General features: G+C 50.6%; 25 protein-coding genes. 11 read left to right on the plus strand and 14 right to left on the minus strand.

The annotated features are described in order from the left end of the window. The 6 genes from SPM24T3_RS18850 to dapA all read right to left on the minus strand — a co-directional run bounded on the left by SPM24T3_RS18850 (position 1) and on the right by dapA (position 4,897). A complete protein-coding gene (locus tag SPM24T3_RS18850; protein ID WP_009638401.1) occupies positions 1–453 on the minus strand; it encodes a DUF441 domain-containing protein in 453 nt (150 codons plus the stop codon). Between the two features lie 99 nt (positions 454–552). Further along, on the minus strand, positions 553–693 hold the full coding sequence (locus tag SPM24T3_RS25590) for a hypothetical protein (RefSeq protein ID WP_157135336.1): 141 nt from the start codon (positions 691–693) through the stop codon (positions 553–555). Positions 694–939: 246 nt separating this feature from the next. Then, on the minus strand, positions 940–1,824 hold the full coding sequence (locus tag SPM24T3_RS18855; RefSeq protein WP_009638402.1) for a neutral zinc metallopeptidase: 885 nt from the start codon (positions 1,822–1,824) through the stop codon (positions 940–942). Positions 1,825–2,028: 204 nt separating this feature from the next. After that, positions 2,029–2,742, minus strand: coding sequence for a phosphoribosylaminoimidazolesuccinocarboxamide synthase (gene purC, locus SPM24T3_RS18860; protein ID WP_009638403.1), 714 nt, complete (start codon positions 2,740–2,742; stop codon positions 2,029–2,031). Positions 2,743–2,893: 151 nt separating this feature from the next. Beyond that, on the minus strand, positions 2,894–3,955 hold the full coding sequence (bamC, locus tag SPM24T3_RS18865) for an outer membrane protein assembly factor BamC (RefSeq protein WP_009638404.1): 1,062 nt from the start codon (positions 3,953–3,955) through the stop codon (positions 2,894–2,896). A 60-nt stretch (positions 3,956–4,015) separates the two neighbouring features. Then, complete coding sequence (dapA, locus tag SPM24T3_RS18870) at positions 4,016–4,897, minus strand: 4-hydroxy-tetrahydrodipicolinate synthase (RefSeq protein ID WP_009638405.1); 882 nt, start codon at positions 4,895–4,897, stop codon at positions 4,016–4,018. A gap of 149 nt (positions 4,898–5,046) precedes the next feature. On the opposite strand from dapA, the gene SPM24T3_RS18875 reads away from it, so the two are divergent. Together SPM24T3_RS18875 and bcp are read left to right on the plus strand one after the other, a co-directional pair. Beyond that, positions 5,047–5,613: a glycine cleavage system transcriptional repressor gene (locus SPM24T3_RS18875; RefSeq protein ID WP_192807962.1), complete on the plus strand. Its 567-nt coding sequence runs from the start codon at positions 5,047–5,049 to the stop codon at positions 5,611–5,613. Positions 5,614–5,669: 56 nt separating this feature from the next. Continuing rightward, on the plus strand, positions 5,670–6,137 hold the full coding sequence (gene bcp / locus SPM24T3_RS18880; RefSeq protein WP_009638407.1) for a thioredoxin-dependent thiol peroxidase: 468 nt from the start codon (positions 5,670–5,672) through the stop codon (positions 6,135–6,137). 143 nt (positions 6,138–6,280) lie between these two features. Here bcp and SPM24T3_RS18885 read toward each other — a convergent pair whose 3' ends face one another. After that, on the minus strand, positions 6,281–7,345 hold the full coding sequence (locus SPM24T3_RS18885) for an AI-2E family transporter (RefSeq protein WP_009638408.1): 1,065 nt from the start codon (positions 7,343–7,345) through the stop codon (positions 6,281–6,283). 316 nt (positions 7,346–7,661) lie between these two features. On the opposite strand from SPM24T3_RS18885, the gene SPM24T3_RS18890 reads away from it, so the two are divergent. Together SPM24T3_RS18890 and arsC are read left to right on the plus strand one after the other, a co-directional pair. Beyond that, positions 7,662–9,110 carry a M48 family metallopeptidase gene (locus SPM24T3_RS18890; RefSeq protein ID WP_009638409.1) on the plus strand — a complete coding sequence of 483 codons (1,449 nt, stop codon included), beginning with the start codon at positions 7,662–7,664 and terminating at the stop codon, positions 9,108–9,110. 29 nt (positions 9,111–9,139) lie between these two features. Next, on the plus strand, positions 9,140–9,496 hold the full coding sequence (arsC, locus tag SPM24T3_RS18895) for an arsenate reductase (glutaredoxin) (protein WP_009638410.1): 357 nt from the start codon (positions 9,140–9,142) through the stop codon (positions 9,494–9,496). Positions 9,497–9,503: 7 nt separating this feature from the next. On the opposite strand, the gene hda is transcribed toward arsC, so the two are convergent. From hda to upp, 3 genes are all read right to left on the minus strand, one after another. Next, complete coding sequence (gene hda, locus SPM24T3_RS18900) at positions 9,504–10,205, minus strand: DnaA inactivator Hda (RefSeq protein WP_037379161.1); 702 nt, start codon at positions 10,203–10,205, stop codon at positions 9,504–9,506. Between the two features lie 195 nt (positions 10,206–10,400). Beyond that, on the minus strand, positions 10,401–11,693 hold the full coding sequence (uraA, locus tag SPM24T3_RS18905) for a uracil permease (protein ID WP_009638412.1): 1,293 nt from the start codon (positions 11,691–11,693) through the stop codon (positions 10,401–10,403). A gap of 185 nt (positions 11,694–11,878) precedes the next feature. Next, entirely contained in the window at positions 11,879–12,505 is a 627-nt protein-coding gene (gene upp, locus SPM24T3_RS18910) for a uracil phosphoribosyltransferase (RefSeq protein WP_009638413.1), read from the minus strand. A 254-nt stretch (positions 12,506–12,759) separates the two neighbouring features. Between upp and purM the strand changes: the two genes are divergently transcribed. The 7 genes from purM to mgtE all read left to right on the plus strand — a co-directional run bounded on the left by purM (position 12,760) and on the right by mgtE (position 21,221). Then, positions 12,760–13,797 (plus strand): phosphoribosylformylglycinamidine cyclo-ligase, encoded by a 1,038-nt coding sequence (gene purM, locus SPM24T3_RS18915; RefSeq protein ID WP_009638414.1) that lies wholly within the window; start codon positions 12,760–12,762, stop codon positions 13,795–13,797. 308 nt (positions 13,798–14,105) lie between these two features. Continuing rightward, a complete protein-coding gene (gene purN, locus SPM24T3_RS18920; protein WP_009638415.1) occupies positions 14,106–14,744 on the plus strand; it encodes a phosphoribosylglycinamide formyltransferase in 639 nt (212 codons plus the stop codon). Between the two features lie 302 nt (positions 14,745–15,046). Beyond that, on the plus strand, positions 15,047–15,622 hold the full coding sequence (gene speG, locus SPM24T3_RS18925) for a spermidine N1-acetyltransferase (protein WP_009638416.1): 576 nt from the start codon (positions 15,047–15,049) through the stop codon (positions 15,620–15,622). A 194-nt stretch (positions 15,623–15,816) separates the two neighbouring features. Continuing rightward, a complete protein-coding gene (gene ppk1, locus SPM24T3_RS18930; protein ID WP_009638417.1) occupies positions 15,817–17,901 on the plus strand; it encodes a polyphosphate kinase 1 in 2,085 nt (694 codons plus the stop codon). 21 nt (positions 17,902–17,922) lie between these two features. Continuing rightward, positions 17,923–19,470: an exopolyphosphatase gene (gene ppx / locus SPM24T3_RS18935; protein WP_009638418.1), complete on the plus strand. Its 1,548-nt coding sequence runs from the start codon at positions 17,923–17,925 to the stop codon at positions 19,468–19,470. Between the two features lie 63 nt (positions 19,471–19,533). Then, on the plus strand, positions 19,534–19,725 hold the full coding sequence (locus SPM24T3_RS18940) for a YfgG family protein (RefSeq protein ID WP_009638419.1): 192 nt from the start codon (positions 19,534–19,536) through the stop codon (positions 19,723–19,725). 62 nt (positions 19,726–19,787) lie between these two features. Continuing rightward, positions 19,788–21,221 carry a magnesium transporter gene (gene mgtE, locus SPM24T3_RS18945; protein ID WP_009638420.1) on the plus strand — a complete coding sequence of 478 codons (1,434 nt, stop codon included), beginning with the start codon at positions 19,788–19,790 and terminating at the stop codon, positions 21,219–21,221. 112 nt (positions 21,222–21,333) lie between these two features. Here mgtE and SPM24T3_RS18950 read toward each other — a convergent pair whose 3' ends face one another. The 4 genes from SPM24T3_RS18950 to SPM24T3_RS24870 all read right to left on the minus strand — a co-directional run bounded on the left by SPM24T3_RS18950 (position 21,334) and on the right by SPM24T3_RS24870 (position 24,677). Continuing rightward, complete coding sequence (locus SPM24T3_RS18950) at positions 21,334–21,516, minus strand: DUF2474 domain-containing protein (protein WP_009638421.1); 183 nt, start codon at positions 21,514–21,516, stop codon at positions 21,334–21,336. Between the two features lie 72 nt (positions 21,517–21,588). After that, positions 21,589–22,596 (minus strand): cytochrome d ubiquinol oxidase subunit II, encoded by a 1,008-nt coding sequence (gene cydB, locus SPM24T3_RS18955; protein ID WP_009638422.1) that lies wholly within the window; start codon positions 22,594–22,596, stop codon positions 21,589–21,591. Between the two features lie 2 nt (positions 22,597–22,598). Beyond that, positions 22,599–24,014: a cytochrome ubiquinol oxidase subunit I gene (locus tag SPM24T3_RS18960; protein WP_009638423.1), complete on the minus strand. Its 1,416-nt coding sequence runs from the start codon at positions 24,012–24,014 to the stop codon at positions 22,599–22,601. Between the two features lie 198 nt (positions 24,015–24,212). Further along, entirely contained in the window at positions 24,213–24,677 is a 465-nt protein-coding gene (locus tag SPM24T3_RS24870) for a DUF2946 domain-containing protein (protein ID WP_071988463.1), read from the minus strand. Positions 24,678–24,858: the final 181 nt, after the last annotated feature.

Raw genomic sequence — 24,858 nt, forward strand, 5'->3', positions numbered from 1 at the left:
TCAACCTTTACCGATCATCAGTGACAGTAAACCGGCGGCAATTAAAGGCCCAACCGGCACGCCCTTGAAAAAGGCGACGCCCAATACTGTGCCGACCAACAGTCCTGCTACCAGCTGCGGCTGACTGCCCATCAGGGTAATTCCTCTGCCGCCCAGCCAGGAAACGCCTACGCCGACCAGAATAGCGACGATCGATTTCCAGTGAAAAAAGGAATGAATCAACGCGCCAGGGGTGATCTTGCCGTTGGCGATCGGCACCATTACGCCGATGGTCAAAATAATAATCCCTAACGTCAGGCCGTATTTTTCGATCCACGGAAAGAAATGATTCAGCGGCGTAATGCGTACCGTCAGCAAAAAGAACATGGCAATAGTGACGGCTGAATTGTGACTAAGAATACCTAGACCGGCAAAAACCAGCAGGATAAGCAAGGTTGGATCGAGAAAAGCCATAAGATTCCCAAAGTAAGTCACGATTAAGACGATAAAATTTTATTAATGACGTCAGCTGTCGAAAGTTGCCCCGAATCAGCCCTTCAGGAGCTTACACAACTATGCGGCAGAGGTGAATACGCGCGGGAAATATCGCGGCAGGAAGCGTTGTTGCTTCGGGAGCTTACACAAAGTAAGTGACCACGGTGGATAGTGCGCAGCCAACGCTGCTGCGGCGGGAAAGATGAAGTGACGTTTCACAATAGATTTCCTGTTGCAGCAAGGCGGCCAGCGGAGACACCGTGGGAGCTTACATAAAGTAAGTGACCACGGTGGATAGCGCGCAGCCAACGCTGCTGCGGCGGGAATGATGAAGTGACGTTTCACAATAGATTTCCTGTTGCAGCAAGGCGGCCAGCGGAGACACCGTGGGAGCTTACACAAAGTAAGTGACCACGGTGGATAGCGCGCAGCCAACGCTGCTGCGGCGGGAAAGATGAAGTGAAATTATTTGGTGGCGAAAGTGTTGCACTGTTCCATGCGACCACTGTCGTAGCCGCGTTTAAACCAGTCATAGCGCTGGGCGGAGGTTCCGTGGGTGAAGCTGTCGGGAACTACGCGACCCTGGCTTTGCTGCTGTAGCCGGTCGTCGCCGATTGCGCGTGCGGCGTCCAGCGCCTGCTTGAGGTCGCCGCTTTCAAGCACCTGTTCCTGTTGCATGGCGTGTCCCCAGATACCGGCGAAACAGTCGGCCTGTAGCTCCATTTTCACCGACAGGCGATTCACCTCGGCCTGTGACGCGCCCTGTTGCATCTGGCGCACCTTTTTGTCTATCCCTAACAGATTTTGCACATGATGCCCGACCTCGTGAGCGACGACATAACCCTGCGCAAAGTCTCCTCCTGCGCCGAGTTTATCTCTCAACTCCTGATAAAATGACAGGTCGATATAAACGGTGCTGTCTGCCGGGCAGTAAAATGGCCCCATCACCGATTGCCCGGTGCCACAGCCGGTGCGGGTTGCGCCACGGTACATTACCAGTTTCGGGTCACGATAGGTCATGCCATTTTGTTTAAAAATCTGAGTCCAGACATCTTCTGTAGAGGCAAGAATGACCGAGGTAAATTTAGCCTGTCGGTCGTCGTTAGGACTGATTGAAGCAGGAGTTTGTCGCTGCTGATACTGCGAGGGATTCTGAGTCTGGCCGCCGTCAATCAGCGGACTGAGGTCAATACCGTAATAACCGGCGATCAGCACCACGATAACAATCACGATGCCGCTTTTGCCGCGAATAGGAATGCGCATCCCGCCCATCCCATTGCTACCCTGACTGCCGCCTTCATTACGGCGGTCTTCCACATTGTCGCTTTCTCGACGCCCTTGCCAACGCATAATCCACCCCCGCTGTTTTTTCCTAATCCTAGTTAACAAGACGCAGGAATACCAATAGCGGATAGCCAGACTTTGAAGTTGGGTAAGAAGTCGGAAGGTGTTTAAGAAAACGAAGCTATAAAAACGCCCCCTCAGACGACAGCGTTAAACTGTGTTGACAATCTTGGGGGGCGTAATCGTTTGCGTTGCGTGGCTAAAAAAAGATTAGTCTAATTTAACGCCAATACGTTTCGCGACTTCTTCATAGGCTTCGATCAAACCGCCCAGGCTCTGGCGATAACGGTCTTTGTCCATTTTCTCAAGCGAGTTGGCATCCCACAGGCGGCTACCGTCCGGAGAGAATTCGTCACCGAGTACCACTTCGCCGTTGAACAGACCAAATTCCAGCTTGAAATCGACCAGAATCAGACCAGCATCGCCGAAAATCTTGCTCAGCACGTCGTTAGTCTTGTAGCTCAGCTCTTTCATACGTGCCAAATTCTCTTCGTTAACCCAACCGAAGGTTTTGCAGTAAGATTCGTTGACCATTGGGTCATGTCTGGCATCGTCTTTCAGGAACAGGTCGAACAGCGGCGGATTCAGAACCAGGCCTTCTTCTACGCCCAAACGCTTAACCAGTGAACCGGCCGCGCGGTTGCGGATAACGCATTCAACCGGAACCATATCCAGCTTTTTCACCAGCACTTCGTTGTCTGAAAGCAGACGTTCCATTTGAGTCGGAATGCCGGCTTCTTCCAGCTTCTGCATAATGAAGTGGTTGAATTTGTTGTTGATCATGCCTTTACGGTCGAACTGCTCAATACGTTCGCCATCCAGTGCTGACGTATCATTACGGAACTCCAAAACCAGCAGGTCTGGGTTTTCGGTGGTGTAGACGGTTTTCGCCTTTCCGCGATACAACTCAGCTAACTTTTGCATCTTAACTTACTCCAGTGACTTGATTGGGGTGGTACAAAAAACGACAGGTATATCTCTATTATTCGCTATAAACACGTATTTGCCATCAACACGTATTCGCTATTCGCCATGAATCGGCAAATGCAAAAAGGGGCCGTAGCCCCTTCGCGTATTACTTGGATACGGTACCGCTTTGATTCAACGCGGCCTGCATCACTGCCACCATCGCATCATTTTGCGACTGCGACAGAACATGCCCTTTAGGATCAATGAACTGCAAGCTACTGCGGTTGTTCAGGTCACCGAGCTGGAGTTTATATTCTCCAGAAGACAGGTCTGGATCTTTCGCGCCGAGCGCATCCCAGGCATCGCTATCCAACGGCGAGTACTTGGCAGTCAAAGTACCCTGCGGACGGCTGCTGTCGGTGACTTTCATGCCTGCTTTTGCCAGCGCGGCAGGCAGACGTTCCCAGACATTGCCGTACGGAGCACGGATAATCACAACTGGCAGGCCGGTATCATCCGCGCCGCTCTGCACGTCGATCTCGCCGAGTTTACGGTTGTCCAGACGATTCTGCTGTTCTTGCTGCAGTTGGCCCAGACCCGCGGTGATGGAGTTTAGCATCTGGCCGGTGTAACGCTGCTGCTCGGTTGGTGAAGTAACCGCTACACCTTTCTGCTGCAGCTCAAGCGTTTTCACCGTCAAGGCATTCTGGTAGCCCTGAGTGGTCACGCTTATCTGATAACGACCCTGATACTGGAAGTCTTCATCTTTACGGTTCCACTGCACCATATCGGTGGTCAGTGTTTGATTGGCATCGTCACGGCTGGCAATCTTGTAGCCGTTTTTCTGCACGATAGTCACTACGTTTGCCCACAGGCCGCTGCTCTGCGTCAGCAGCACAGTGCCGGTATCGGCAGTATATTGAGCCCGTGAACCATCGACCAGCGCCAGAGGCTGCAATGGAGGACGGATATCAAGAGCCTTGCCCAACGCGCCTTTGCTGGTGCCAGGCGGTACATCGTAAGTTCCGTTCTCTAGCGGCAAAATCATGCCACTGGGAGTTTGCAGCTCTTTCAACGGTGCAGCCTGAAGGTAATCTTCATTGCCGTTTACTTCTCGCTTGTAGTGCGAATCGTTAGAGCAAGCCGCGAGCAGCATAATCAGGGAAAGACCCATAACCTTTGCTAACGTCGACTTTTGAAAACGTGGTTTTGTTAATGAGTAGGTCATCAAATATCCCTAAAAGTGTTATCCCCTTGGTACTTAACGCAACCGCGCCAACTACTCGGGTTATAGCAAACCGGCCTTGTTTAGTGCATCTTCCACTATTGGACGAGCAGCATCGGTCAGCGGCGTCATTGGCAGACGCACTGTATCGGTTGCTATCAATCCCAGAGCCTTGCAGGCCCATTTCACAGGGATTGGGTTTGCTTCTACAAACAGATGCTGATGCAACGGCATCAAGCGCTGATTTAAACGGCGCGCTTCGGCAAATTTGCCTTCCGCTGCCAGACGGCAAAGCTCGACCATTTCTGCTGCCGCAATGTTGGCGGTCACAGAAATAACGCCTTTACCCCCCAGTTGCATGAAGTCCAGACCGCTGAAGTCATCACCACTCAGCAGAATGAAATCTTCATCATCAACCAGCACTTGGATCTGGCTAACGCGACTTAAGTTCCCTGTTGCCTCTTTACAGGCAACAATATTTTTTAATTTTGCTAAACGAGCGATGGTCGCAGGCAGCATATCGCAGCCGGTGCGAGACGGTACGTTATAGAGAATTTGTGGCAGCGCAGTGCTTTCGGCAATGGCTTTGAAATGCTGGAACAGACCTTCCTGAGTCGGACGGTTGTAATAAGGCGTTACCGTCAGACAGCCAACAACGCCAGAATTCTCAAAGCGTTTGGTTAACGCGATGGCTTCAGCGGTGGCATTGGCGCCCGTGCCGGCAATCACCGGAATGCGGCCATTGGCCAGATCCAGCGTCTGTAGAACGACGTCAGCGTGCTCATCATGGTTCAAGGTTGCAGACTCACCGGTCGTGCCTACGGAAACAATCGCCGCAGTACCACTGGACACATGATAATCAATCAGTTTTTTGAGACTCGCGCGATCGACGGCACCTTTGTCGTCCATCGGCGTAACCAGTGCAACAATACTTCCCGTAAACATTGACCTTCCCCTCCACAAACAGGTGACTCATGGTACTTTTGACACATGGGCAAAGCAAGTAAACAACGTGTCGTAACCGTCTGCCGGACGGTTTTTTTTCTGTTTGCAGACAAATTTCATGTCTGCGATAGTAAGTCTTACAACAGGGCATGACGGGAAGAGCTATTTTGTCACAACCACAACAACAACATTATTTGGTTATCACCGCGCTGGGTGCCGACAGGCCCGGTATCGTGAATACCATTACTCGTCAGGTAAGTAGCTGCGGTTGTAATATCGAAGACAGCCGACTGGCGATGCTTGGCGAAGAATTTACTTTTATCATGTTCCTTTCCGGGAGCTGGAATGCCATCACGCTTATCGAGTCCACGCTGCCGCAAAAAGGGGCAGAGCTCGAATTGCTGATCGTAATGAAAAGAACCAGCGCCTCTGAACGACCGCCGATGCCAGCGACCGTCTGGGTAAAGGTTGACGTGAAAGACTCGCCGCATTTAATTGAAAGATTTACTAATTTATTCCACACACACCAGATGAATATCGCCGAGCTTGCATCCAAGACCACGCCAGCCGAGGGCAGTCGCGAAGCACAACTATCAATCCAGATCACTGCTCATAGCCCGGCCAACACCGATGCAGAAATTATTGAGCAAGCGTTTCATCAGCTATGTACAGAATTGAATGCACAAGGCAGTATTAACGTCATTACGACGTCCTGATAGCGTTTAAAAGCCTGCAGATTAACCTCAGCATTGAGAAAATGATGGAGAATAAAATGAGCCCACTGAAAGCCGGAGATACTGCGCCGCAATTCAGTTTGCCGGATCAAGACGGCGAACAGATTAACCTGGCCGACTTCCAGGGACAGAAAGTCCTGGTCTATTTCTACCCGAAGGCCATGACCCCAGGTTGCACCGTTCAAGCCTGTGGCCTGCGCGATAACATGGATCAATTGAAAGAAGCTGGTGTTGAAGTGCTGGGAATAAGCACGGATAAACCAGAAAAACTGTCTAAGTTCGCTGAAAAAGAGCTGTTGAACTTCACGCTTTTGTCTGATGAAGATCACCAGGTTTCGCATGCGTTTGGCGTTTGGGGTGAGAAATCCTTCATGGGTAAAACCTACGACGGCATTCACCGCATCAGCTTCCTGCTCGACGGCAACGGCAAAGTTGAAAAAGTCTTCGATGACTTCAAGACCAGCAATCACCACGACATTGTTCTAGAGTATGTAACGGGTAATTAATTATCCCCTCTTCCCGCGTTATTTTCAGCGCCAGAAGGTTGGAATGGGGGAAGAAACGATTCTGATTACGAGTCGTCTTTTCCCCCTAAACTTACATCTATATAATAGTGAAGCTATTTTCACTTTTAATTCAAATAGTTAATTCACTCTAGCTTTTCATCCAGCTCGTCAGGCCACGCGTGATATACCGCTTTCACCAGTGTCGCCAGCGGAATCGCAAAAAACACGCCCCAGAATCCCCAAAGGCCGCCGAAAATCACCACTGCCAGAATAATCACCAGCGGATGTAGATTTACCGCCTCTGAAAACAGTAACGGCACCAGCAAGTTTCCGTCCAGCCCCTGTACCACCAGATAAGCAATAATCAGCGTCCAGAAATCCGCACCAATCCCCCACTGAAACAGCGCCACGACAAACACCGGAATGGTCACCAGCATCGCGCCGATATAGGGGATCAGCACCGAGAAGCCAACCAGCACCGACAGCAATAGTGAATAACGCATGCCCAAAAAGAAGAACACCAGATAGGTAGCGATGCCGACGACGACCATTTCCAGCACTTTGCCGCGAATGTAGTTGGTGATCTGCTGATTCATTTCGGTCCACACCATTCCGGCAAGGCCTCTGTCTCGTGGCAGTACGCGGCGCACGGCGCTGAGCATCTGGTCTTTATCTTTGAGCAGGAAAAACACCATCAGCGGCACTATCACCAGATAAATCGACAGCGTCAGAATACCCACCAGCGATGCCAGAGAGTATTTCACCACCGACTCGCCGACCCCTGAAATACGCGAACGCAGATTGTCGGTCATCATATCGAGAATGCCGGCATCGACCAGCGCCGGGTAGCGTTTTGGCAATGTCGCGGCCATCGCGTAAAAGCGATTGAGCATACTGGGCAGATCGGCCATCAGGTTCACGCCCTGTTGCCAGGTCAATGGCGCGATCACAAACACCAGCAGCATCACGATTCCGGTGAAAATAGTCAGCACAATGCACACCGCCAGCGTGCGCGAGCAGCCACAGCGCTGTAATCGAACGGTGGGCCATTCCAGCAAATACGCCAAAACGATGGCAAACAGCAGCGGCGCAAGAATGCCGCTGCAAAAATAGAGAATACAGAATCCGACCACCAGAATTGCCAGCAGCGCAATCGCCTGCGGGTCAGTGAATCTGCGACGGTACCATTGCAATAACATCTCGAGCATCAGTTTTAACTCCTAAAATCTATTAACCTGTCGCTGACGCATTTGTCGCAGATAGTTCAGGCTTAGTGGTTCCAATGTAGTAACGCTTGATTACAATAGAGGACATCGTTGTTAAGGTGATGATGGCCTTATTTGAACCAGCCTGTAGCGCAAACCTTACCACGGATAGGGGTTTCAATGCCTTACGCTGGCTAAATGTCTAAGATAATTCCGTGTCGTCTCGCAAAACCACTCGCGCGAACTACGCTGAATCCTGGCTAAAAAGGTAATTATGGCAATGCGGCTAAAATTAAAGTTGAGCAGACTCATAACCCGCATGGTGGCGACTGGCCTGATTGTCAGTACTCTGAGCGCAGGCGTTTCTCTATACGCACAAGCCGACAGTGCCGATATGCTTCCTGATATGGGTACCACAGCCGGTGGAACGCTGACTATCGATCAAGAGCTGCAAATGGGCGATTACTATGTGCGCCAACTGCGCGGTAGCGCTCCGTTGATCAACGATCCTTTGATTGACGAGTATGTTAATCAGCTTGGCGATCGCCTGGTATCCCACGCCTATTCCGTGCGTTTTCCGTTTCACTTTTTTATCGTCAACAATGACGAGCTTAATGCTTTCGCCTTTTTTGGCGGTAATGTCGTGCTGCACTCGGCGATTTTCCGTTTTACCGATAACGAGAGCCAGCTAGCGTCGGTGCTGGCGCATGAAATCTCCCACGTCACCCAGCGCCATCTTGCCCGTGCGATGGAGGACCAAAAGCGTAATTCTCCTCTGACCTGGGTCGGCGTATTAGGCTCCATCCTGCTGGCGATGGCCAGTCCACAGGCGGGCATGGCCGGGCTTACCGGCACTTTGGCGGGCACGCAGCAGGGCATGATCAGCTTTACCCGCGCCAATGAAGAGGAAGCGGACCGCATCGGGCTTCAGGTGCTCCAGCGCTCGGGTTTTAATCCCGAAGCCATGCCAGATTTCTTGCAAAAGCTGTCTGATCAGTCGCGCTATTCGAGTAAGCCGCCGGAAATGCTGCTAACCCACCCTTTGCCTGACAGCCGCCTGTCCGATGCCCGCAACCGCGCGAGCCAAATGCCGCGCATCGTGGTGCAATCATCCCAGAATTTCTACTTCGCCAAGGTGCGTATTCTCGGCATGTACGGTACTGAAGATCACCCGCTGACCGACGATTACCTCAATCAGCTAAGTAACGGTAATATTCGCGAACAGAACGCCGCCAAATATGGACGCGCCCTGCTGTTCTACAAGGCAAAAAGCTACAATCAGGCACGAACAACCCTTGAAGCAATGCTGGCGAAAGAGCCATCCAATGCGTGGTATCTCGATCTGCTCACTGATATCGATATTGACCAGCAGCACGCCCCGCAGGCGATTGCCCGGCTGGAAAAGGCCAACGCGCCAACCAGCAAAGATCCCGTGCTACAGTTAAATATGGCCAATGCGTATGTCGAAGGAAATGAGCCGGCCAAGGCCAGTCGGCTACTTTACCGTTACACTTACGCTCATCCAGACGATCCCAACGGTTGGGATTTGCTCACGCAGTCAGTGGCCCAGCAGGGTCTGAGAGCGCAGGAGCTAGCGGCGCGGGCAGAAAGCATGGCGCTGGTTGGCCGACTGGATCAGTCAATCAGTATGTTGAGCAGCGCCAGTTCGCTGGCAAAGCTTGGCAGTCTGGATCAGGCGCGCTACGACGCTCGCATCGATCAGCTGCGTCAACTGCAAAAACGCTTCCAGCAATACGAAAAAGGCTGAGGAAGCCGCAATACATTAAGGAGCAGAAAATGAAATACGACGTCGCGATTTACCACAATCCACGCTGTAGCAAGAGCCGAGAAACGCTGGCTCTGCTGGAAGAGAAAGGCATCAAGCCGGACGTAATTCTTTATCTGGAAACACCACCGTCTCTAGACACGCTAAAAGAGTTGCAGCATAAGCTGGGCTTTTCCTCTGCCAGAGAGATGATGCGAACTAAAGAAGAGGTGTACAAAGAAAAAAATCTGGGGGACAAAAGTGTGACTGAAGAACAGCTATTACAGGCTATCTCAGACAGCCCGCGCCTGCTGGAGCGCCCTATTGTGGTCAAGAATGGCAAGGCTCGTCTGGGTCGTCCGCCGGAGCAAGTGCTGGAAATACTTTAACTCACCGCTACAGATGCAACGTCTCTTTCACAAAGGGGATGGTGAGTTTTCGCTGAGCCGTGATTGAGGCGCGATCGAGCTGATCGAGAGTCATAAACAGAGTGCGCATTTCGCGATCAAGGCGTTTTAACAGGAATCGCCCCACGTCCTCGGGCAGCTCGAAGCCGCGCAGTTTGGATCGCAGCTGCAAGGCTTGCAGTTTTTCTTCATCGGACAGCGGCTGGAGACGATAGATTTGCCCCCAGTCAAGGCGTGAAGCCAGATCGGGCAGGCCAAGATTCAGCTGGCGCGGCGGGCGATCGCCGGTAATAAACAGTCGGGTGCGACCGGTTTCGAGAATGCGGTTATAAAGGTGAAAAACCGCCGCTTCCCATTCTTCATCACCCGCGATACCTTCAATATTGTCGATGCAAACCAGCGCCAGCTGCTCCATTCCGTCCAACACTTCCGGCACAAAATAGGCACGCTTATCCAGCGGAACATAGCCAACGGCTTCACCACGCAGGGAAAGCTCGGCACAGGCTGCGTGCAACAGATGGCTGCGACCACCGCCTTCACGCGACCAGAAATAAATGTAGGTGCCATGTTCCTGCTGCAATGCAGTTTGAATAGCGGAGAGCAGCGAGGTGTTCTCCCCCGGATAAAAACTGGCAAAGGTTTCGTCGTCGGGAAGATAAAGTGGCAGGGAAAGCTGTGCCGGTGTATTCAGAAGTACCTCACCAAACTGGCGTAGATCAGACCTGTCTATACAAAAAATATCAGGACAAATAATTAATCGAAGAATCTTAGCATAGGATCCGCGAAGAATTGAACTTTTGGCGTGCCAAGTGCGGGTTAATCAGGCGACATACCGGGCAACGCGCTGTTTGCCCGGTAAAAAACTCATCGTTTAACAAAGTCTGGATCACACCGTTGGCGGGTTGCGCTCGTCTGGAACGTCAATGATCTCTTCTTCACCGCGGAACACGTCGAACAGCTTAAACAGCAGGCTCAGGAACACGCCTACCACCGTTGCCAGCGCCATGCCTTTCAGCTCGGCGGCACCGATGTGAACTTTGGCGCCACTAACGCCGATGATCAAGATAACCGAAGTCAGGATCAGGTTCTTTGGTTTGTTGTAATCGACTTTTGATTCGATAAGCACGCGGATCCCCGAAGCGCCAATCACGCCGTAAAGCAGCAGGGAAACGCCGCCCATCACCGGAACCGGTACAGCCTGGATGGCAGCGGCCAGTTTGCCGCAGCAAGAAAGCAGGATAGCCAAAATCGCCGCGCCGCCGATAACCCAGGTGCTGTAGACCTTGGTTATTGCCATGACGCCGATATTTTCACCATAAGTCGTGTTTGGCGTGGATCCGAAAAAGCCAGACAGCACGGTAGACAAACCATTGGCCAGCATCGAGCGGTGCAGACCGGGGTCACGCAGCAGATCCTTTTTGACGATGTTGGCGGTAACCACTAAATGCCCGACGTGTTCGGCGATAACCACCAGGGCGGCTGGTAAAATGGTCAGAATTGCTACCCACTCGAAACGCGGGGTGTAAAAGGTCGGCAAGGCAAACCAGTGAGCCTTTTCTATCGCCGAGACGTCTACCACGCCCATAAAGTAGGACAGCGCGTAGCCGACCAGCACGCCGATGAGGATCGGGATAATGGCCAGAAAACCGCGAAACAGCACAGAACCGAGCACGGTAACTGCCAGCGTCACCACGGAGATAGTTACCGTGGTGCTATCGGCCGAGGTGCCATCGGCAGGCAGCAATCCGGCCATGTTCGCCGCCACGCCCGCTAATTCAAGGCCGATAACCGCCACAATGGCACCCATCGCCGCAGGTGGGAACATCACGTTGATCCAGCCTATCCCGGCTTTTTTGACGATAAGCCCGACGATGCAGAACAACACGCCGCAGACGATAAATCCGCCCAGCGCCGCCTCGTAGCCCATTGGCAACAACAGCAATACCGGAGAAATAAACGCAAAGCTCGAACCGAGATAGGCCGGGATTTTGCCTTTACAGATATAAAGGTACAGCAAGGTGCCAATGCCGTTGAACAGCAACACCGTCGCCGGATTAATTTTAAAAAGAATAGGCACCAGCACGGTAGCGCCAAACATGGCAAAAAGGTGCTGTAAGCTCAGGGGAATTGTTTGCAACAGTGGCAGGCGTTCGCTTACCCCAATGACTCGTCGCGTCATAAATTTACCTTATAATCAAATAATTACTCTAAATAGTTCGAATTACAGGAAGGCGGCAAGCCTGTGAGGCCCTGAGAGCATAGATAACTATGTGACAGGGGCGAACGAGCGCGGCCAATGCATCTGCAACTTGAAGTATGACGAGTAAAAATCAAAAAAAAGCCGACTTCTCAGTCGGCTATTGCTTATTTAGTACCAAATATCTTATCGCCTGCATCACCCAGGCCCGGGATGATATATCCCTTGTCGTTCAACCCCTGATCGATAGAGGCAGTGTACAGCTCGACTTCCGGGTGCGCTTTCTCCAACGCAGCAATGCCCTCTGGCGCGGCAACCAGCACCAGAACTTTAATGCTCTGGCAGCCCGCTTTCTTCAACAGGTCGATAGTGGCGATCATTGAGCCGCCCGTTGCCAGCATCGGGTCAACCACCAACGCCATGCGCTCTTCTATATTAGAAGCGAGTTTCTGGAAGTATGGCACCGGTTGTAACGTTTCTTCATCACGGTAAACACCAACAACGCTGATGCGCGCACTTGGTACGTGCTCCAGCACGCCTTCCATCATGCCCAGACCGGCGCGCAGGATTGGCACCACGGTTATCTTCTTACCTTTAATCTGATCAACCTGAACCGGACCGTTCCAACCTTCGATGGTCACTTTTTCGGTTTCCAGATCTGCGGTTGCTTCATAGGTCAGTAAGCTACCTACCTCAGAAGCCAGTTCGCGAAAGCGTTTTGTGCTGATGTCATTTTCACGCATCAGTCCCAGCTTGTGTTTTACCAGCGGGTGTTTCACTTCAACGATCTTCATTTTCTCTCTCTCCTAAGGCTTGCTGACCAAAAAAATCGCGTGATTATAACGCCTTTTATTTTCAACGCCAGCGCCAATAGACTGATACGGATCAATGGATTTGCAGTTAGCGACCGGTTAAGCTTTTTTCAGGGTAATTTGAGTATAGATAGAGAAACATAACGAGACCTCTCGCAAACGTTTGCCTGCGCTGTTAGAATTAGCCCGCGCCATTTTCAACAACCACAAAACGCATACGTCGTGGGGATTCCGCAGTGACCGAAAAGACCTCTCTCAGCTATAAAGACGCAGGTGTGGACATCGATGCAGGTAACGCATTGGTAGACCGCATTAAAGGTGTAGTAAAACAGACTCGTCGTCCTGAAGTCATGGGCGGACTGGGTGGTTTTGGTGCCCTGTGCGCGCTTCCGCAAAAATATCGTGAACCCGTGCTGGTTTCGGGAACCGACGGCGTTGGCACCAAGCTGCGTCTGGCAATGGATTTAAAACGCCACGATACCATTGGTATCGATTTGGTCGCTATGTGTGTAAATGATCTGGTGGTACAGGGCGCAGAGCCGCTGTTCTTCCTGGATTACTACGCGACAGGCAAACTGGATGTGGATACCGCAGCCAGCGTCATCACCGGTATTGCCGAAGGCTGCCTGCAGTCTGGCTGTTCACTGGTTGGTGGTGAAACCGCAGAAATGCCGGGCATGTACCACGGCGATGATTACGACGTCGCAGGTTTCTGCGTTGGCGTGGTTGAGAAATCAGAAATTATCGATGGCAGCAAAGTGCAGGACGGCGACGTTCTGGTTGCGCTGGCGTCAAGTGGCCCGCACTCAAACGGCTACTCACTGGTTCGCAAAATTCTGGAAGTCAGCAAGGCCGATCCTTTGACCACCGATCTGGCGGGCAAACCTTTGGCCGACCACCTGCTCGAACCAACCAAAATCTATGTAAAATCAATCCTTAAACTGATTGAAAACGTTGAGGTTCATGCAATCTGTCACCTGACCGGCGGCGGCTTCTGGGAAAACATTCCTCGCGTATTGCCAGACAACACTCAGGCAATTATCGATGAATCAAGCTGGAAATGGCCGGACGTGTTCGGCTGGTTGCAGCAGAACGGCAACGTCAGCAGCCACGAAATGTACCGCACATTCAACTGCGGCGTGGGCATGCTGATCGCACTGCCGGCGGAGTTGGCTGATGAAGCTATCGCCCTGCTCAATGATAACGGCGAGAAAGCCTGGGTTATCGGTAGCATCAAAGCTTCCGACTCAGAAGAACGCGTTATTATTAAGTAATTGCTTTTTATCAAGTAATACAAAGGCTACAGCGTTTTATCTACATTATTGGCGCTGTAGCAAGGCGGCAAGTGAGTGAATCCCGATGAGCTGACACCGGTCAGTGATTCGGGTGAACAAGTGAAGCTAACGCCGCTACAGCGTCAAGAGCGAAGGTAACGCCGTTACAGCACCTTTACCGAGTTATTGGCGCTGTAGCAAGGCGGCAAGTGAGTGAATCCCGATGAGCTGACAATGGTCAGTGATTCGGGTGAACAAGTGAAGCTAACGCCGCTACAGCGTCAAGAGCGAAGGTAAAAGAAGGTAAAATGAAAAGGATTGTAGTTTTAATCTCTGGTGCAGGAAGCAACCTTCAGGCGTTGATCGATTCCTGCGAGCAGGGAAGAGTCAACGCCAAACTCAGTGCCGTTTTCAGCAATAAAGCGTCGGCTTATGGCCTTGAACGCGCCCAGGCGGCTGGAATTCCCGCCCACGCGTTAGATCCGAAATCTTATGCCGATCGTGCGGCCTTTGATGCGGCACTTGCTGAAGAGATCGACGCCTATCAGCCCGATCTGTTGGTGCTTGCAGGCTATATGCGTATTCTTGGCTCCGAGTTTGTCGATCGTTACGCCGGCCGTATGCTAAACATCCACCCTTCCCTGTTGCCGAAGTATCCTGGATTACACACCCACCAGAAAGCTATCGACAATCAGGATGCCGAACACGGTACCTCAGTGCACTTTGTCACTCGGGAACTTGACGGCGGACCGGTTATTTTGCAAGCAAAAGTCCCGGTATTTGAAGAAGATACTGCTGAAGATCTTAACGAGCGCGTGCAAACTCAGGAACACAATATTTATCCGCTGGTCATCAGTTGGTTCGTTGATGGTCGCCTGACTCTGCAAGACGGTCAACCGATGCTTGATGGGCAAGCGGTGCCTGCTCAGGGATACGCCGCGGAGTAATCGCTTTCTAATCTTTGAAAAATTTCTAAAACTGGCTCAGGCCGGTTTTTTTATTGCCCACTTCCCACTTTTCACCAATGTTGTTTCCGTTACCCTCCCCAAACGCTGGTTCAACGACGCCACGCTACAAAAAGATTAAAAAACGCGCTACAATCGTGAAATATTCAGTCAAATACGTTTTTATAGTTGTTTATGCTGCCAGACAGCACATTCTGCAAGTCAGTGACTCCTGCCGATACCAACAGTTTTTACTGAAATCAATAACACTACTCGTTAAGTTAAATAGAACATTAAGGAAATGTATGTTCAGCTCTAGCCGCATCAGACTCCGTCCATTGGAAAAAGACGACCTGGTGTTTGTACACCGCCTCGATAACAACGCCAATGTCATGCGCTACTGGTTCGAAGAACCTTATGAAGCCTATGTCGAGTTGGAAGATCTTTACGCCAAGCATATTCATGATCAAAGCGAACGTCGTTTTGTTACTGAATTCCAAAATACCCGCGTGGGGCTGGTCGAACTGGTTGAGATCAACCATATTCACCGCCGGGCTGAATTTCAAATCATTATCGATCCGAATCATCAGGGGCAAGGTTTCGCCAGTGAAGCCGCTCGTCTGGCAATGGATTACGCTTTTTCCGTACTCAATCTTTATAAGTTGTACCTGATTGTCGATAAAGAAAATGACAAGGCAATCCATATTTACAACAAATTAGGATTTGAAGTCGAAGCCGAATTAAAAGACGAGTTCTTTGTTAATGGCGAATATCGCAGCGTGATCCGTATGTGCATCTTCCAGCCTGAATTCCTCAGGCGTTATAAAACTAAAAGCGCTGAAAGCCCCGCCATTGAAGCTCTGGGGGCGGGGGTTTTATAGCTTTTTCTGATTTTTTAATTTTGAAGAACGTCTAAATTCATTGGTGCCAAAGACCAAGGAGATTGAAATGATGGACATTCCTGTCAATCTCTCGCAATAATGCAAGCAGATACTAGGCCCTCTCCCTAAAAGCTGCGCAGGCCGAAAAATGCGTCTTGATGGGCCAGGTTTCAGGCTAAATGAACGGAGTTAAAATGGGTCAGGAAAAACTATATATAGATAAGGAACTGAGCTGGTTATCCTTCAATGAGCGAGTATTGCAGGAAGCGGCCGACAAAAGTAACCCCCTGATTGAACGCATGCGTTTCCTCGGCATCTATTCGAACAATCTTGATGAATTCTATAAAGTTCGTTTTGCAGACTTGAAACGCCGCATTCTGATCAGTGAAGAACAAGGTTTTATCGGCGCATCGCGCCATTTGGTCAAAAAAATTCAGGCCAAGGTCATGCGAATCGACCAGGAGTTCGACAGCCTGTATAACGATCTTCTTTTGGAAATGGCTCGCAATCAAATCTTTCTAATAAATGAGCGTCAAGTTTCCGAAAACCAGCAAGCCTGGTTACGTCAGTACTTCAAGCATCATCTGCGTCAGTTTATTACTCCTATTCTGGTTAATCAGGAAACTAATCTGGTTCAATTTCTGAAGGACGATTACACCTATCTGGCCGTGGAGATCATTCGCGGCGAGAAAGTCGATTACGCGCTGCTGGAAATCCCTTCCGACAAGGTACCGCGTTTTGTTAATTTACCGCCGGAAGCGCCACGTCGACGTAAGCCGATGATATTGCTAGATAACATCCTGCGTTACTGCCTCGACGATATCTTTAAGGGCTTTTTCGATTACGATGCGCTAAACGCCTACTCGATGAAAATGACCCGCGACGCGGAGTATGACCTGGTCACGGAAATGGAATCAAGCCTGCTTGAGCTGATGTCATCCAGCCTGAAACAGCGCCTGACAGCCGAGCCGGTACGTTTTGTTTATCAACGCGATATGCCTGATGAAATGGTTGAGCTATTGCGCGAGAAACTGGGTATTTCCAACTATGATTCGGTGATCCCCGGCGGCCGCTACCATAACTTTAAAGATTTTATTGGCTTCCCCAACGTCGGCAAAGCCAACATGGTGAACCGCCCGCTGCCGCGCCTGCGCCATTTGTGGTTTGATAATTTCCGCAACGGTTTTGCAGCGATCCGCGAACAGGACGTGCTGCTTTACTATCCGTACTACACCTTCGAACACGTGCTCGAACTGTTGCGTCAGGCAGCTTTCGATCCCAGCGTACTGTCGATAAAAATCAATATTTATCGCGTGGCCAAAGACTCGCGCATTATCGAATCAATGATTCACGCCGCGCACAATGGCAAAAAAGTGACCGTAGTGGTTGAATTGCAAGCCCGCTTTGATGAAGAAGCCAATATTCACTGGGCCAAGCGCCTGACCGAGGCCGGTGTTCACGTTATTTTCTCTGCGCCCGGCCTGAAGATTCACGCCAAACTATTTCTTATCTCACGACGCGAAGATGACGAAATTGTCCGCTATGCTCATATTGGGACCGGCAACTTTAACGAAAAAACTGCTCGTATTTATACCGACTATTCGTTACTCACCGCCGACTCCAGGATTACCAATGAAGTCCGTCGCGTATTTAACTTCATCGAGAATCCTTACCGGCCAGTCACCTTTGAACATCTGATGGTTTCACCGCAAAACTCGCGCAGTATGTTGTACGAGCTGATCGATCAGGAAATTGCCAATGCTCAGGTAGGGGAACCGGCCGGGATCACGCTTAAAATAAATAATCTGGTCGATAAAGGCCTGGTCGACAGGCTTTATGCCGCCTCTAACTTTGGTGTCAAAATTCGCTTATTGATCCGCGGGATGTGTTCACTAATTCCGAATTTGCCCGGGATCAGTGAAAATATTCAGATCACCAGTATTATTGACCGTTACCTCGAGCACGATAGAGTTTATGTCTTTGAAAATAAAGGCGATAAAAAAGTGTTTATTTCATCCGCAGACTGGATGACGCGCAATATCGATTATCGCATCGAAGTAGCCGTTGCCCTGCTCGACCCGCGCCTGAAGCAGCGTGTGCTCGATCTGTTGGCGATTCAGTTTAGTGACACGGTCAAAGCAAGAATTATTGATAAAGATCTCAGTAACCGTTATGTTCCTCGCGGAAATCGTCGCAAAGTGCGTGCGCAGGTGGCGATCTATGACTATTTGAAGGCTTTTGAACTTGAAAATCAAAAACCCCCTATCGAGCCAGCCTGATGATATTGGAGCAACACACTCATGCCGTTAAATAGCCCGATGACTGCCAAACCACAGGAAATTGCCGCGATCGACCTCGGATCGAACAGCTTTCATATGGTGATTGCCCGCGTCGTAAATGGCGCTCTCCAGGTGCTGGGCCGACTTAAGCAACGAGTCCACCTTGCCGATGGCCTGGATCACTACAATAATCTCAGCGAAGAAGCGATGCAGCGCGGCCTTGACTGCCTCGCCCTGTTCGCCGAGCGCCTGCAGGGTTTCCCTGCCGATAACGTGACTATTGTGGGCACCCACTCGCTGCGTCAGGCGGTTAACGCCGAAGAGTTCCTGCAACGCGCGGCCGAGCTTATCCCCTACCCGATTGAAATTATTTCCGGGCAGGAAGAGGCTCGTTTGATCTTTATGGGGGTAGAACACACCCAGCCCGAAAAAGGTCGCAAACTGGTGATCGACATCGGTGGCGGCTCAACCGAGTTGGTCATTGGCGAAGATTTTGAACCCCTGCTGGCAGAAAGCCGCCGTATGGGCTGCGTCAGCTTTGCCCAGCTGTTTTTCCGCGGCGGTGATATCAATCGCAGCAACTTCAAACGCGCTCGTCTGGCCGCGGCGCAAAAGTTGGAAACGCTGGCCTGGCAGTATCGTTTGCAGGGTTGGCAGTACGCTTTGGGTGCATCAGGCACTATCAAGGCTACTCATGAAGTGCTGGTCGAAATGGGTGAAAAAGACGGTCTAATCACTGCCGAACGTTTGGAAATGCTGGCGACTGAAGTTTTGAAATATAAAAACTTTAACTCGCTTAGCCTGCCGGGCCTATCGGAAGACAGACAGTCAGTATTCGTTCCGGGTCTGGCAATTCTGTGCGGCGTATTCGACGCACTGGCGATTAAAGAACTTCGCTTGTCTGACGGTGCGCTGCGTGAAGGCGTGCTGTATGAAATGGAAGGCCGTTTCCGTCATCAGGATATCCGCAGTCGTACGGCAAAGAGCCTAGCCGACCACTATAATATTGACCGTGAGCAGGCGCGTCGTGTTTTAGAGACGACCGAAACGCTTTACACCCAGTGGTTGGCACAAAACTCTTCTTTAGCACAGCCGCAGCTTGAGTCGCTGCTGAAATGGGCCTCAATGCTGCACGAAGTGGGGCTGAGCATTAACCACAGCGGCATGCATCGTCATTCCGCTTATATTTTGCAAAATTCAAACTTACCGGGATTCACTCAGGAACAGCAAACGCTGCTGTCGACGTTGGTGCGTTTTCAGCGCAAAGCGATCCGTCTCGACGATTTGCCACGCCTGAACTTGTTCAAGAAGAAGCATTATCTGCCGCTTATTCAGCTGCTGCGTTTAGGCGCGTTGCTCAATAACCAGCGCCAATCGACTACCCAGCCGGAATCACTGCGCCTGACTACCGATGATAACCATTGGACTCTGCGTTTCCCGGCCGGTTTTATGGCGCAGAACAACTTGGTACAGCTCGATTTTGAACGTGAACAGGAATATTGGAACGATGTTACCGGTTGGAAGTTAATGCTGGAAGAAGAAGACGGTGAGGAAGAAGAACAGGAATAATCGTCTTTTTGTGCAAATCAGAGCTATTAAAAGCAGGGATGCTGTTACTCTTAAGATGCCATTATGCGTAAAAAAAATAACATAAGCATGACAAAAATCGTTCTGGCGATAAGCTTTATTATCTTGATTGGCCGTCTGATTTACGCCGGGATAGGATCGTATTCTCATCATCAAAACCAGAAACAGGTACCAGCACAGACTGAGCAAAGCGTTGCCCCTACGGTAGCGCAAAACCAGCCTGATAAAATGCCCTGACCGTCAGAACGCCGTTATTTTTAATGCGCCATTTAAGTTTCCCGTTAGCAGAAGGACTCTGAATGTCAGCAGTAAAACAACAAAACCACTCTCAAAAATTGGCGCAAGTGCGCCACCACATTCTTGATTTACTGTTAAACAATGACGATCTGGCCGACAGCATTCTCGGCGAGAAGACACCCGAAAGCCTCAATTCTGAATTAATGAACCAAACCGCTGACCTCCGCGCCAGCATCGCCCCGCTCCACGCCGCCGACCTTGCCGACATCCTTGAAGCCTTGCCTGAACACCAGCGCCTTGCGTTATGGAGCCTGGTTGATATCAGCGCGCGCGGTAAAGCTCTGGTAGAAGTTTCCGAGACGGTCTGGGACAGCCTGATTGAGGAAATGAGCGATAAAGACCTGCTGCGTGCCATTTCGCTGCTAGACCTCGATGACCAGGTTTATCTTGCCGAGCATCTGCCGCGTGACCTGACCGGGCGCGTGCTGACGGCGCTGGAACCGCGTCAGCGAGAAAAAGTCCGTGAGGTGATGAAGTTTGGCAAAACCTCAGTCGGCAGAATTATGGATTTTGAGCTACTGACCATCAGAGCAGATGTCACACTGGCCACCGTTCAGCGTTACCTGCGTTTTAGGAAAATTATTCCTAAAGGTAGCGACAAGCTGTTTGTCACCGACCGCAATAACCTGTTGCTCGGCGAGCTGCCATTGACGACAGTGTTGCTCAACGCGCCGCTGCATCGTGTCGCCGAGGTCATGAATGATGATCCGACCAGCTTCAGTCCTAACGACAAGGCCGATGACGCCGCCGGCGCTTTTGAACGGTATGATCTGATAACTGCGCCGGTAGTAGATCTGAAAGGCAAACTCATGGGCCGCCTGACTGTAGAGTCAATCGTCGATTTCGTGAATGAAGATTCCGACACCAACATTCGCCGCATGGGCGGTTTAAGCCCGGAAGAAGATGTGTTCTCGCCGGTCGGCAAGGCGGTGAAAAATCGCTGGGCCTGGCTTGCCATCAATCTTTGCACTGCCTTCGTGGCGTCGCGGGTGATTGGGCTGTTCGAGCATACAATTTCCGTACTGGTTGCGCTGGCCGCATTAATGCCGATTGTCGCCGGTATTGGTGGAAATACCGGTAATCAGACCATCACCATGATTGTGCGCGGTCTGGCGCTGCATCAGGTGCAGTTAAGCAATATGCCGTTCCTGCTGCTCAGAGAGTTGGGCGTTGCGCTGATCAATGGCCTGATTTGGGGCGGATTAATGGGGGTGGTGACCTGGCTGCTGTACGGTAATTTGGCAATGGGCGCGGTGATGACGCTGGCAATGGTGTTGAATTTGCTGGTCGCCGCGCTGATGGGCGTACTCATTCCATTAACAATGGTGCGTTTAGGACGAGACCCGGCGTTGGGGGCAAGTGTGATGATTACCGCACTGACCGACACTGGAGGATTCTTTATCTTCCTCGGCCTGGCAACCCTCTTCCTGCTATAACTTTTTCTGCAAGCCGCTCCCTGACATCAGGGAGCGATGTGGTGTATCCCAACATACTTGCAGCTAATTCTCAATTTTCACTTCTCACCCAACTTCTCACTCATATTGCAAGTTAGCTGTGTGTTCTCATACCCGCTGCAAACATCAAAATATGGAAGGCACAGGCTACGACGAACAGGGCAAAAACGCTGCCACCGTAGATCAAAACTAACCATGAAACCTTTTTCCAGAAGGGGACACTTTTGGCCGGTACGGTGTTGTCATCCATCTGTTGAATATTAATAAGACTTTTCATTCAGTCCTCCAATCTTTTGAAGAAAGGGGCAAGTCTGTAACCCTGCCCCTTGGCGATTATTTTAACACGTTATCAGTGGTAACCCTGATCCGGCGTTACTTTCCCACGGAACACATAGTAGCTCCAGAAGGTGTAAACCAGGATGATTGGGATGATGAACAGTGCTCCAACCAGGATAAACCCTTGGCTCGCTGGCGGTGATGCTGCCTGCCAGTAGGTAATGGACGGTGGAATGATGTTCGGCCACACGCTGATACCCAAACCGCTATAACCCAGGAACACCAGTGCCAGAGTCAGCACGAAAGGAGCGTAATGAGCGTTGCGGTTTACCGCTTTAATCAACCAGAATGACACCAGCAATACCAATACCGGCACTGGCAGGAACCAGAACAGGTTAGGCGTGCTGAACCAGCGATGCGCGATGTCTGCGTGAGTCAGTGGAGTCCAGATACTCACCACAGCCAACACAGCCAACAGCACATACAGCAGTGGCTTAGTCAGGTCATGCATGCGAGTTTGCAGGTTGCCTTCGGTTTTCATGGTCAACCAGGTTGCACCCAGCAGAGCATAGGCAACGATCAGACCCAGGCCACAGAACACAGTGAACGGCGTCAGCCAGTCCATTGCGCCACCGGCATAGACGCGGTTAACAACCGGCATACCGTCGATGAAAGCACCCAGAACGACACCCTGGCAGAAGGTCGCTACAACAGAACCCCAGATAAAGGATTTGTCCCAGATATGACGCTTCTCTTCGCTCGCCTTGAAGCGGAACTCAAAGGCGACACCACGGAAGATCAGGCCAAACAGCATGATAGTCAGCGGCATTGCCAGCGCATCAAGAATCACTGAGTAAGCCAGTGGGAATGCGCCATACAGGCCTGCACCACCCAGAACCAGCCAGGTTTCGTTACCATCCCAGACAGGGGCAACGGTGTTCATCATCACATCACGGTCCTGTTCCTTTTTAACAAAAGGAAACAGCAGACCAATACCCAGATCGAAACCATCCATTACGACATACATCATGATGCCGAAAATGATAATAACGAACCAGATCAACGGCAAATCGATACCCATCATTAGCTCCTGGAATCTAGTTTTTCATTTACTGCAGACAGAGGACGAGCAGGGGTACGATGTTTACCCGGACCACCGTCTTCATGATGTTCACCCTCGTGAGCTTCAGGACCTTTCTTGATCAGACGCATCATGTAGCCGTAGCCGACGCCGAATACTGAACAATAGATCACAACGAAAGCGATCAGGGTGATACTCATGTGAACAACACCGTGCGCTGAAACCGCGTCTTTGGTGCGTTGCAGGCCATAAACAACCCAAGGCTGACGACCAACTTCAGTCGTAATCCAACCAGCCAGCAGAGCAATCAGACCAGAAGGTCCCATTAGCAGCATGAAGCGCAGGAATGTTTTGTTGGTGTACAGCTTGCCGCGTTTACGCATGTAAAGACCAACAAAGCCAGACAGAATCATCAGCATGCCCAGACCCGCCATGACGCGGAATGTCCAGAAGATGATGGTCGAGTTAGGACGATCTTCAGGTGCGAAAGACTTAAGTGGCGGGATCTGATGGGTCAGGCTGTGCGTCAAGATGATGCTTCCCAGATCGGGAATTTCAATCTTGTACTTAGTCTCTTCAGCCTTCATGTCAGGCCAACCAACCAATACCAGCGGAGAAGGTTTGTTGTCTGTATTTTCCCAGTGGCCTTCAATCGCTGCGATTTTAGCCGGCTCGTATTTCAGGGTATTCAGACCGTGAGCATCACCCACACCTGCCTGGATAGGAGAAACGATCAGCGCCATCCACATTGCCATGGAGAACATTTTGCGTGTTGCAGGCGTGTCGTTTCCGCGCAGCAGGTGGTAAGCAGCAGCAGAGGCAACAAAGAATGCAGAAGCCAGGAACGCCGCAATACTCATGTGGAACAAGCGGTACGGGAACGATGGGTTGAAAATAACTTTCAGCCAATCAACAGGAACAATCAGACCGTTAACGATGCTGTAGCCCTGTGGCGTGTGCATGAAGCTGTTTGACGCCAGGATCCAGAAGGTGGAGAAGATTGTACCCAACGCTACCATGCAGGTAGAGAAAAAGTGCAGACCAGGTCCAACGCGGTTCCAGCCGAACAGCATAACGCCCAGGAAGCCAGCTTCCAGGAAGAATGCGGTCAGTACTTCATAGGTCAACAGGGGACCTGTGATGTTACCGGCGAAATCAGAGAATCCGCTCCAGTTAGTACCAAATTGATAGGCCATAACCAGACCAGAAACAACGCCCATACCAAAGTTTACGGCGAAGATTTTGGACCAGAAATGGTATAAATCACGGTAGGAATCTTGTTTTGTTTTCAGCCAGAGCCCTTCGAGCACAGCCAGAAAACTCGCCAAACCTATGGTGATCGCTGGGAAAATTATGTGAAAAGACACAGTAAAGGCGAACTGGGCCCTTGCAAGATCCAGTGCAGTTAAGCCAAACATGGCATTACCTCAGATTGCATAGAAAGTTTCATAAGACAGACAGTCAGTTTGTTCAAAAAAAGTCGTAAGAGCCCCGGTGCAAAAAGCACCTCATAACCCAATGACTAAAATAAAAAATAAATTGTCTATATAGTGGAAAACCGTTGTGGAGATCCACAGGTACTTCACGATGTCTGTATGTATAAACGCGGTGTTCGGTTAAAACGGTGGTGCGCGGGGTTGAAACTCCGCCTGTTTAAAGAAGCTAAACAGTGGAGAATCGAAATGTTCTCTGGGTATAAAAGCTCTGAGGTTACCCGACAACTGAAGCATTACATTTCCCAAACTGATTATAGCCATTTGGTCAATTAATGCACAATATGAGCAGGATAAATCTTCATGCATCGAGACATCATTCGCCGACGCGTTCAGCTGCATTTGCATGCGGCCAAGTTGTTCTGAGATTGATGACTGATGGTCTTTCATGCCCGTGGCAATTACGCGGTCTGCTCCTGAGACAAAGCTCGCCATTGAATCCGTCGTTGCCGACGTTTTCGCAGCGCCCAAGGTAAAGTGTTCCAGAGATCTCGAGATCGCCGGAGCAAACAATACAATGAGTATCGCGAAGATACCCCACCACGCGGGTGAGAAACTTCGAGAAGAATTGATCAGGATTAAAGACACGTTCAGCCTAATGCAGTAGAGACAATTTCGGTTCGCATGAATTGTACGTGTATTTTTTTAAAATGTTAAAAAACTTTCGGCCACTTTGTGCGGTTTTTTGATTTCAAATCCCGTTGATGTAAATAGGATTTCATTTATTTAATATCTGTATCCTTACGGATACTATGGGATAACATTTATT

Origin of the sequence: Serratia sp. M24T3 (assembly GCF_000257645.1) — a bacterium.
Classification (GTDB): domain Bacteria; phylum Pseudomonadota; class Gammaproteobacteria; order Enterobacterales; family Enterobacteriaceae; genus Rouxiella.

Coding starts and splice junctions, on each gene's coding strand:
- SPM24T3_RS18885 (WP_009638408.1), bottom strand. CDS start 7,345: ATGCTCGAGATGTTATTGCAATGGTACCGTCGCAGATTCACTGACCCG.
- arsC (WP_009638410.1), top strand. CDS start 9,140: ATGAAATACGACGTCGCGATTTACCACAATCCACGCTGTAGCAAGAGC.
- purN (WP_009638415.1), top strand. CDS start 14,106: ATGAAAAGGATTGTAGTTTTAATCTCTGGTGCAGGAAGCAACCTTCAG.
- upp (WP_009638413.1), bottom strand. CDS start 12,505: ATGAAGATCGTTGAAGTGAAACACCCGCTGGTAAAACACAAGCTGGGA.
- mgtE (WP_009638420.1), top strand. CDS start 19,788: ATGTCAGCAGTAAAACAACAAAACCACTCTCAAAAATTGGCGCAAGTG.
- SPM24T3_RS18850 (WP_009638401.1), bottom strand. CDS start 453: ATGGCTTTTCTCGATCCAACCTTGCTTATCCTGCTGGTTTTTGCCGGT.
- cydB (WP_009638422.1), bottom strand. CDS start 22,596: ATGGGTATCGATTTGCCGTTGATCTGGTTCGTTATTATCATTTTCGGC.
- ppx (WP_009638418.1), top strand. CDS start 17,923: ATGCCGTTAAATAGCCCGATGACTGCCAAACCACAGGAAATTGCCGCG.
- SPM24T3_RS18890 (WP_009638409.1), top strand. CDS start 7,662: ATGGTGGCGACTGGCCTGATTGTCAGTACTCTGAGCGCAGGCGTTTCT.
- dapA (WP_009638405.1), bottom strand. CDS start 4,897: ATGTTTACGGGAAGTATTGTTGCACTGGTTACGCCGATGGACGACAAA.
- SPM24T3_RS18960 (WP_009638423.1), bottom strand. CDS start 24,014: ATGTTTGGCTTAACTGCACTGGATCTTGCAAGGGCCCAGTTCGCCTTT.
- bcp (WP_009638407.1), top strand. CDS start 5,670: ATGAGCCCACTGAAAGCCGGAGATACTGCGCCGCAATTCAGTTTGCCG.
- purC (WP_009638403.1), bottom strand. CDS start 2,742: ATGCAAAAGTTAGCTGAGTTGTATCGCGGAAAGGCGAAAACCGTCTAC.
- SPM24T3_RS18855 (WP_009638402.1), bottom strand. CDS start 1,824: ATGCGTTGGCAAGGGCGTCGAGAAAGCGACAATGTGGAAGACCGCCGT.
- SPM24T3_RS18940 (WP_009638419.1), top strand. CDS start 19,534: ATGCGTAAAAAAAATAACATAAGCATGACAAAAATCGTTCTGGCGATA.
- bamC (WP_009638404.1), bottom strand. CDS start 3,955: ATGACCTACTCATTAACAAAACCACGTTTTCAAAAGTCGACGTTAGCA.
- ppk1 (WP_009638417.1), top strand. CDS start 15,817: ATGGGTCAGGAAAAACTATATATAGATAAGGAACTGAGCTGGTTATCC.
- SPM24T3_RS18875 (WP_192807962.1), top strand. CDS start 5,047: ATGACGGGAAGAGCTATTTTGTCACAACCACAACAACAACATTATTTG.
- uraA (WP_009638412.1), bottom strand. CDS start 11,693: ATGACGCGACGAGTCATTGGGGTAAGCGAACGCCTGCCACTGTTGCAA.
- speG (WP_009638416.1), top strand. CDS start 15,047: ATGTTCAGCTCTAGCCGCATCAGACTCCGTCCATTGGAAAAAGACGAC.
- SPM24T3_RS18950 (WP_009638421.1), bottom strand. CDS start 21,516: ATGAAAAGTCTTATTAATATTCAACAGATGGATGACAACACCGTACCG.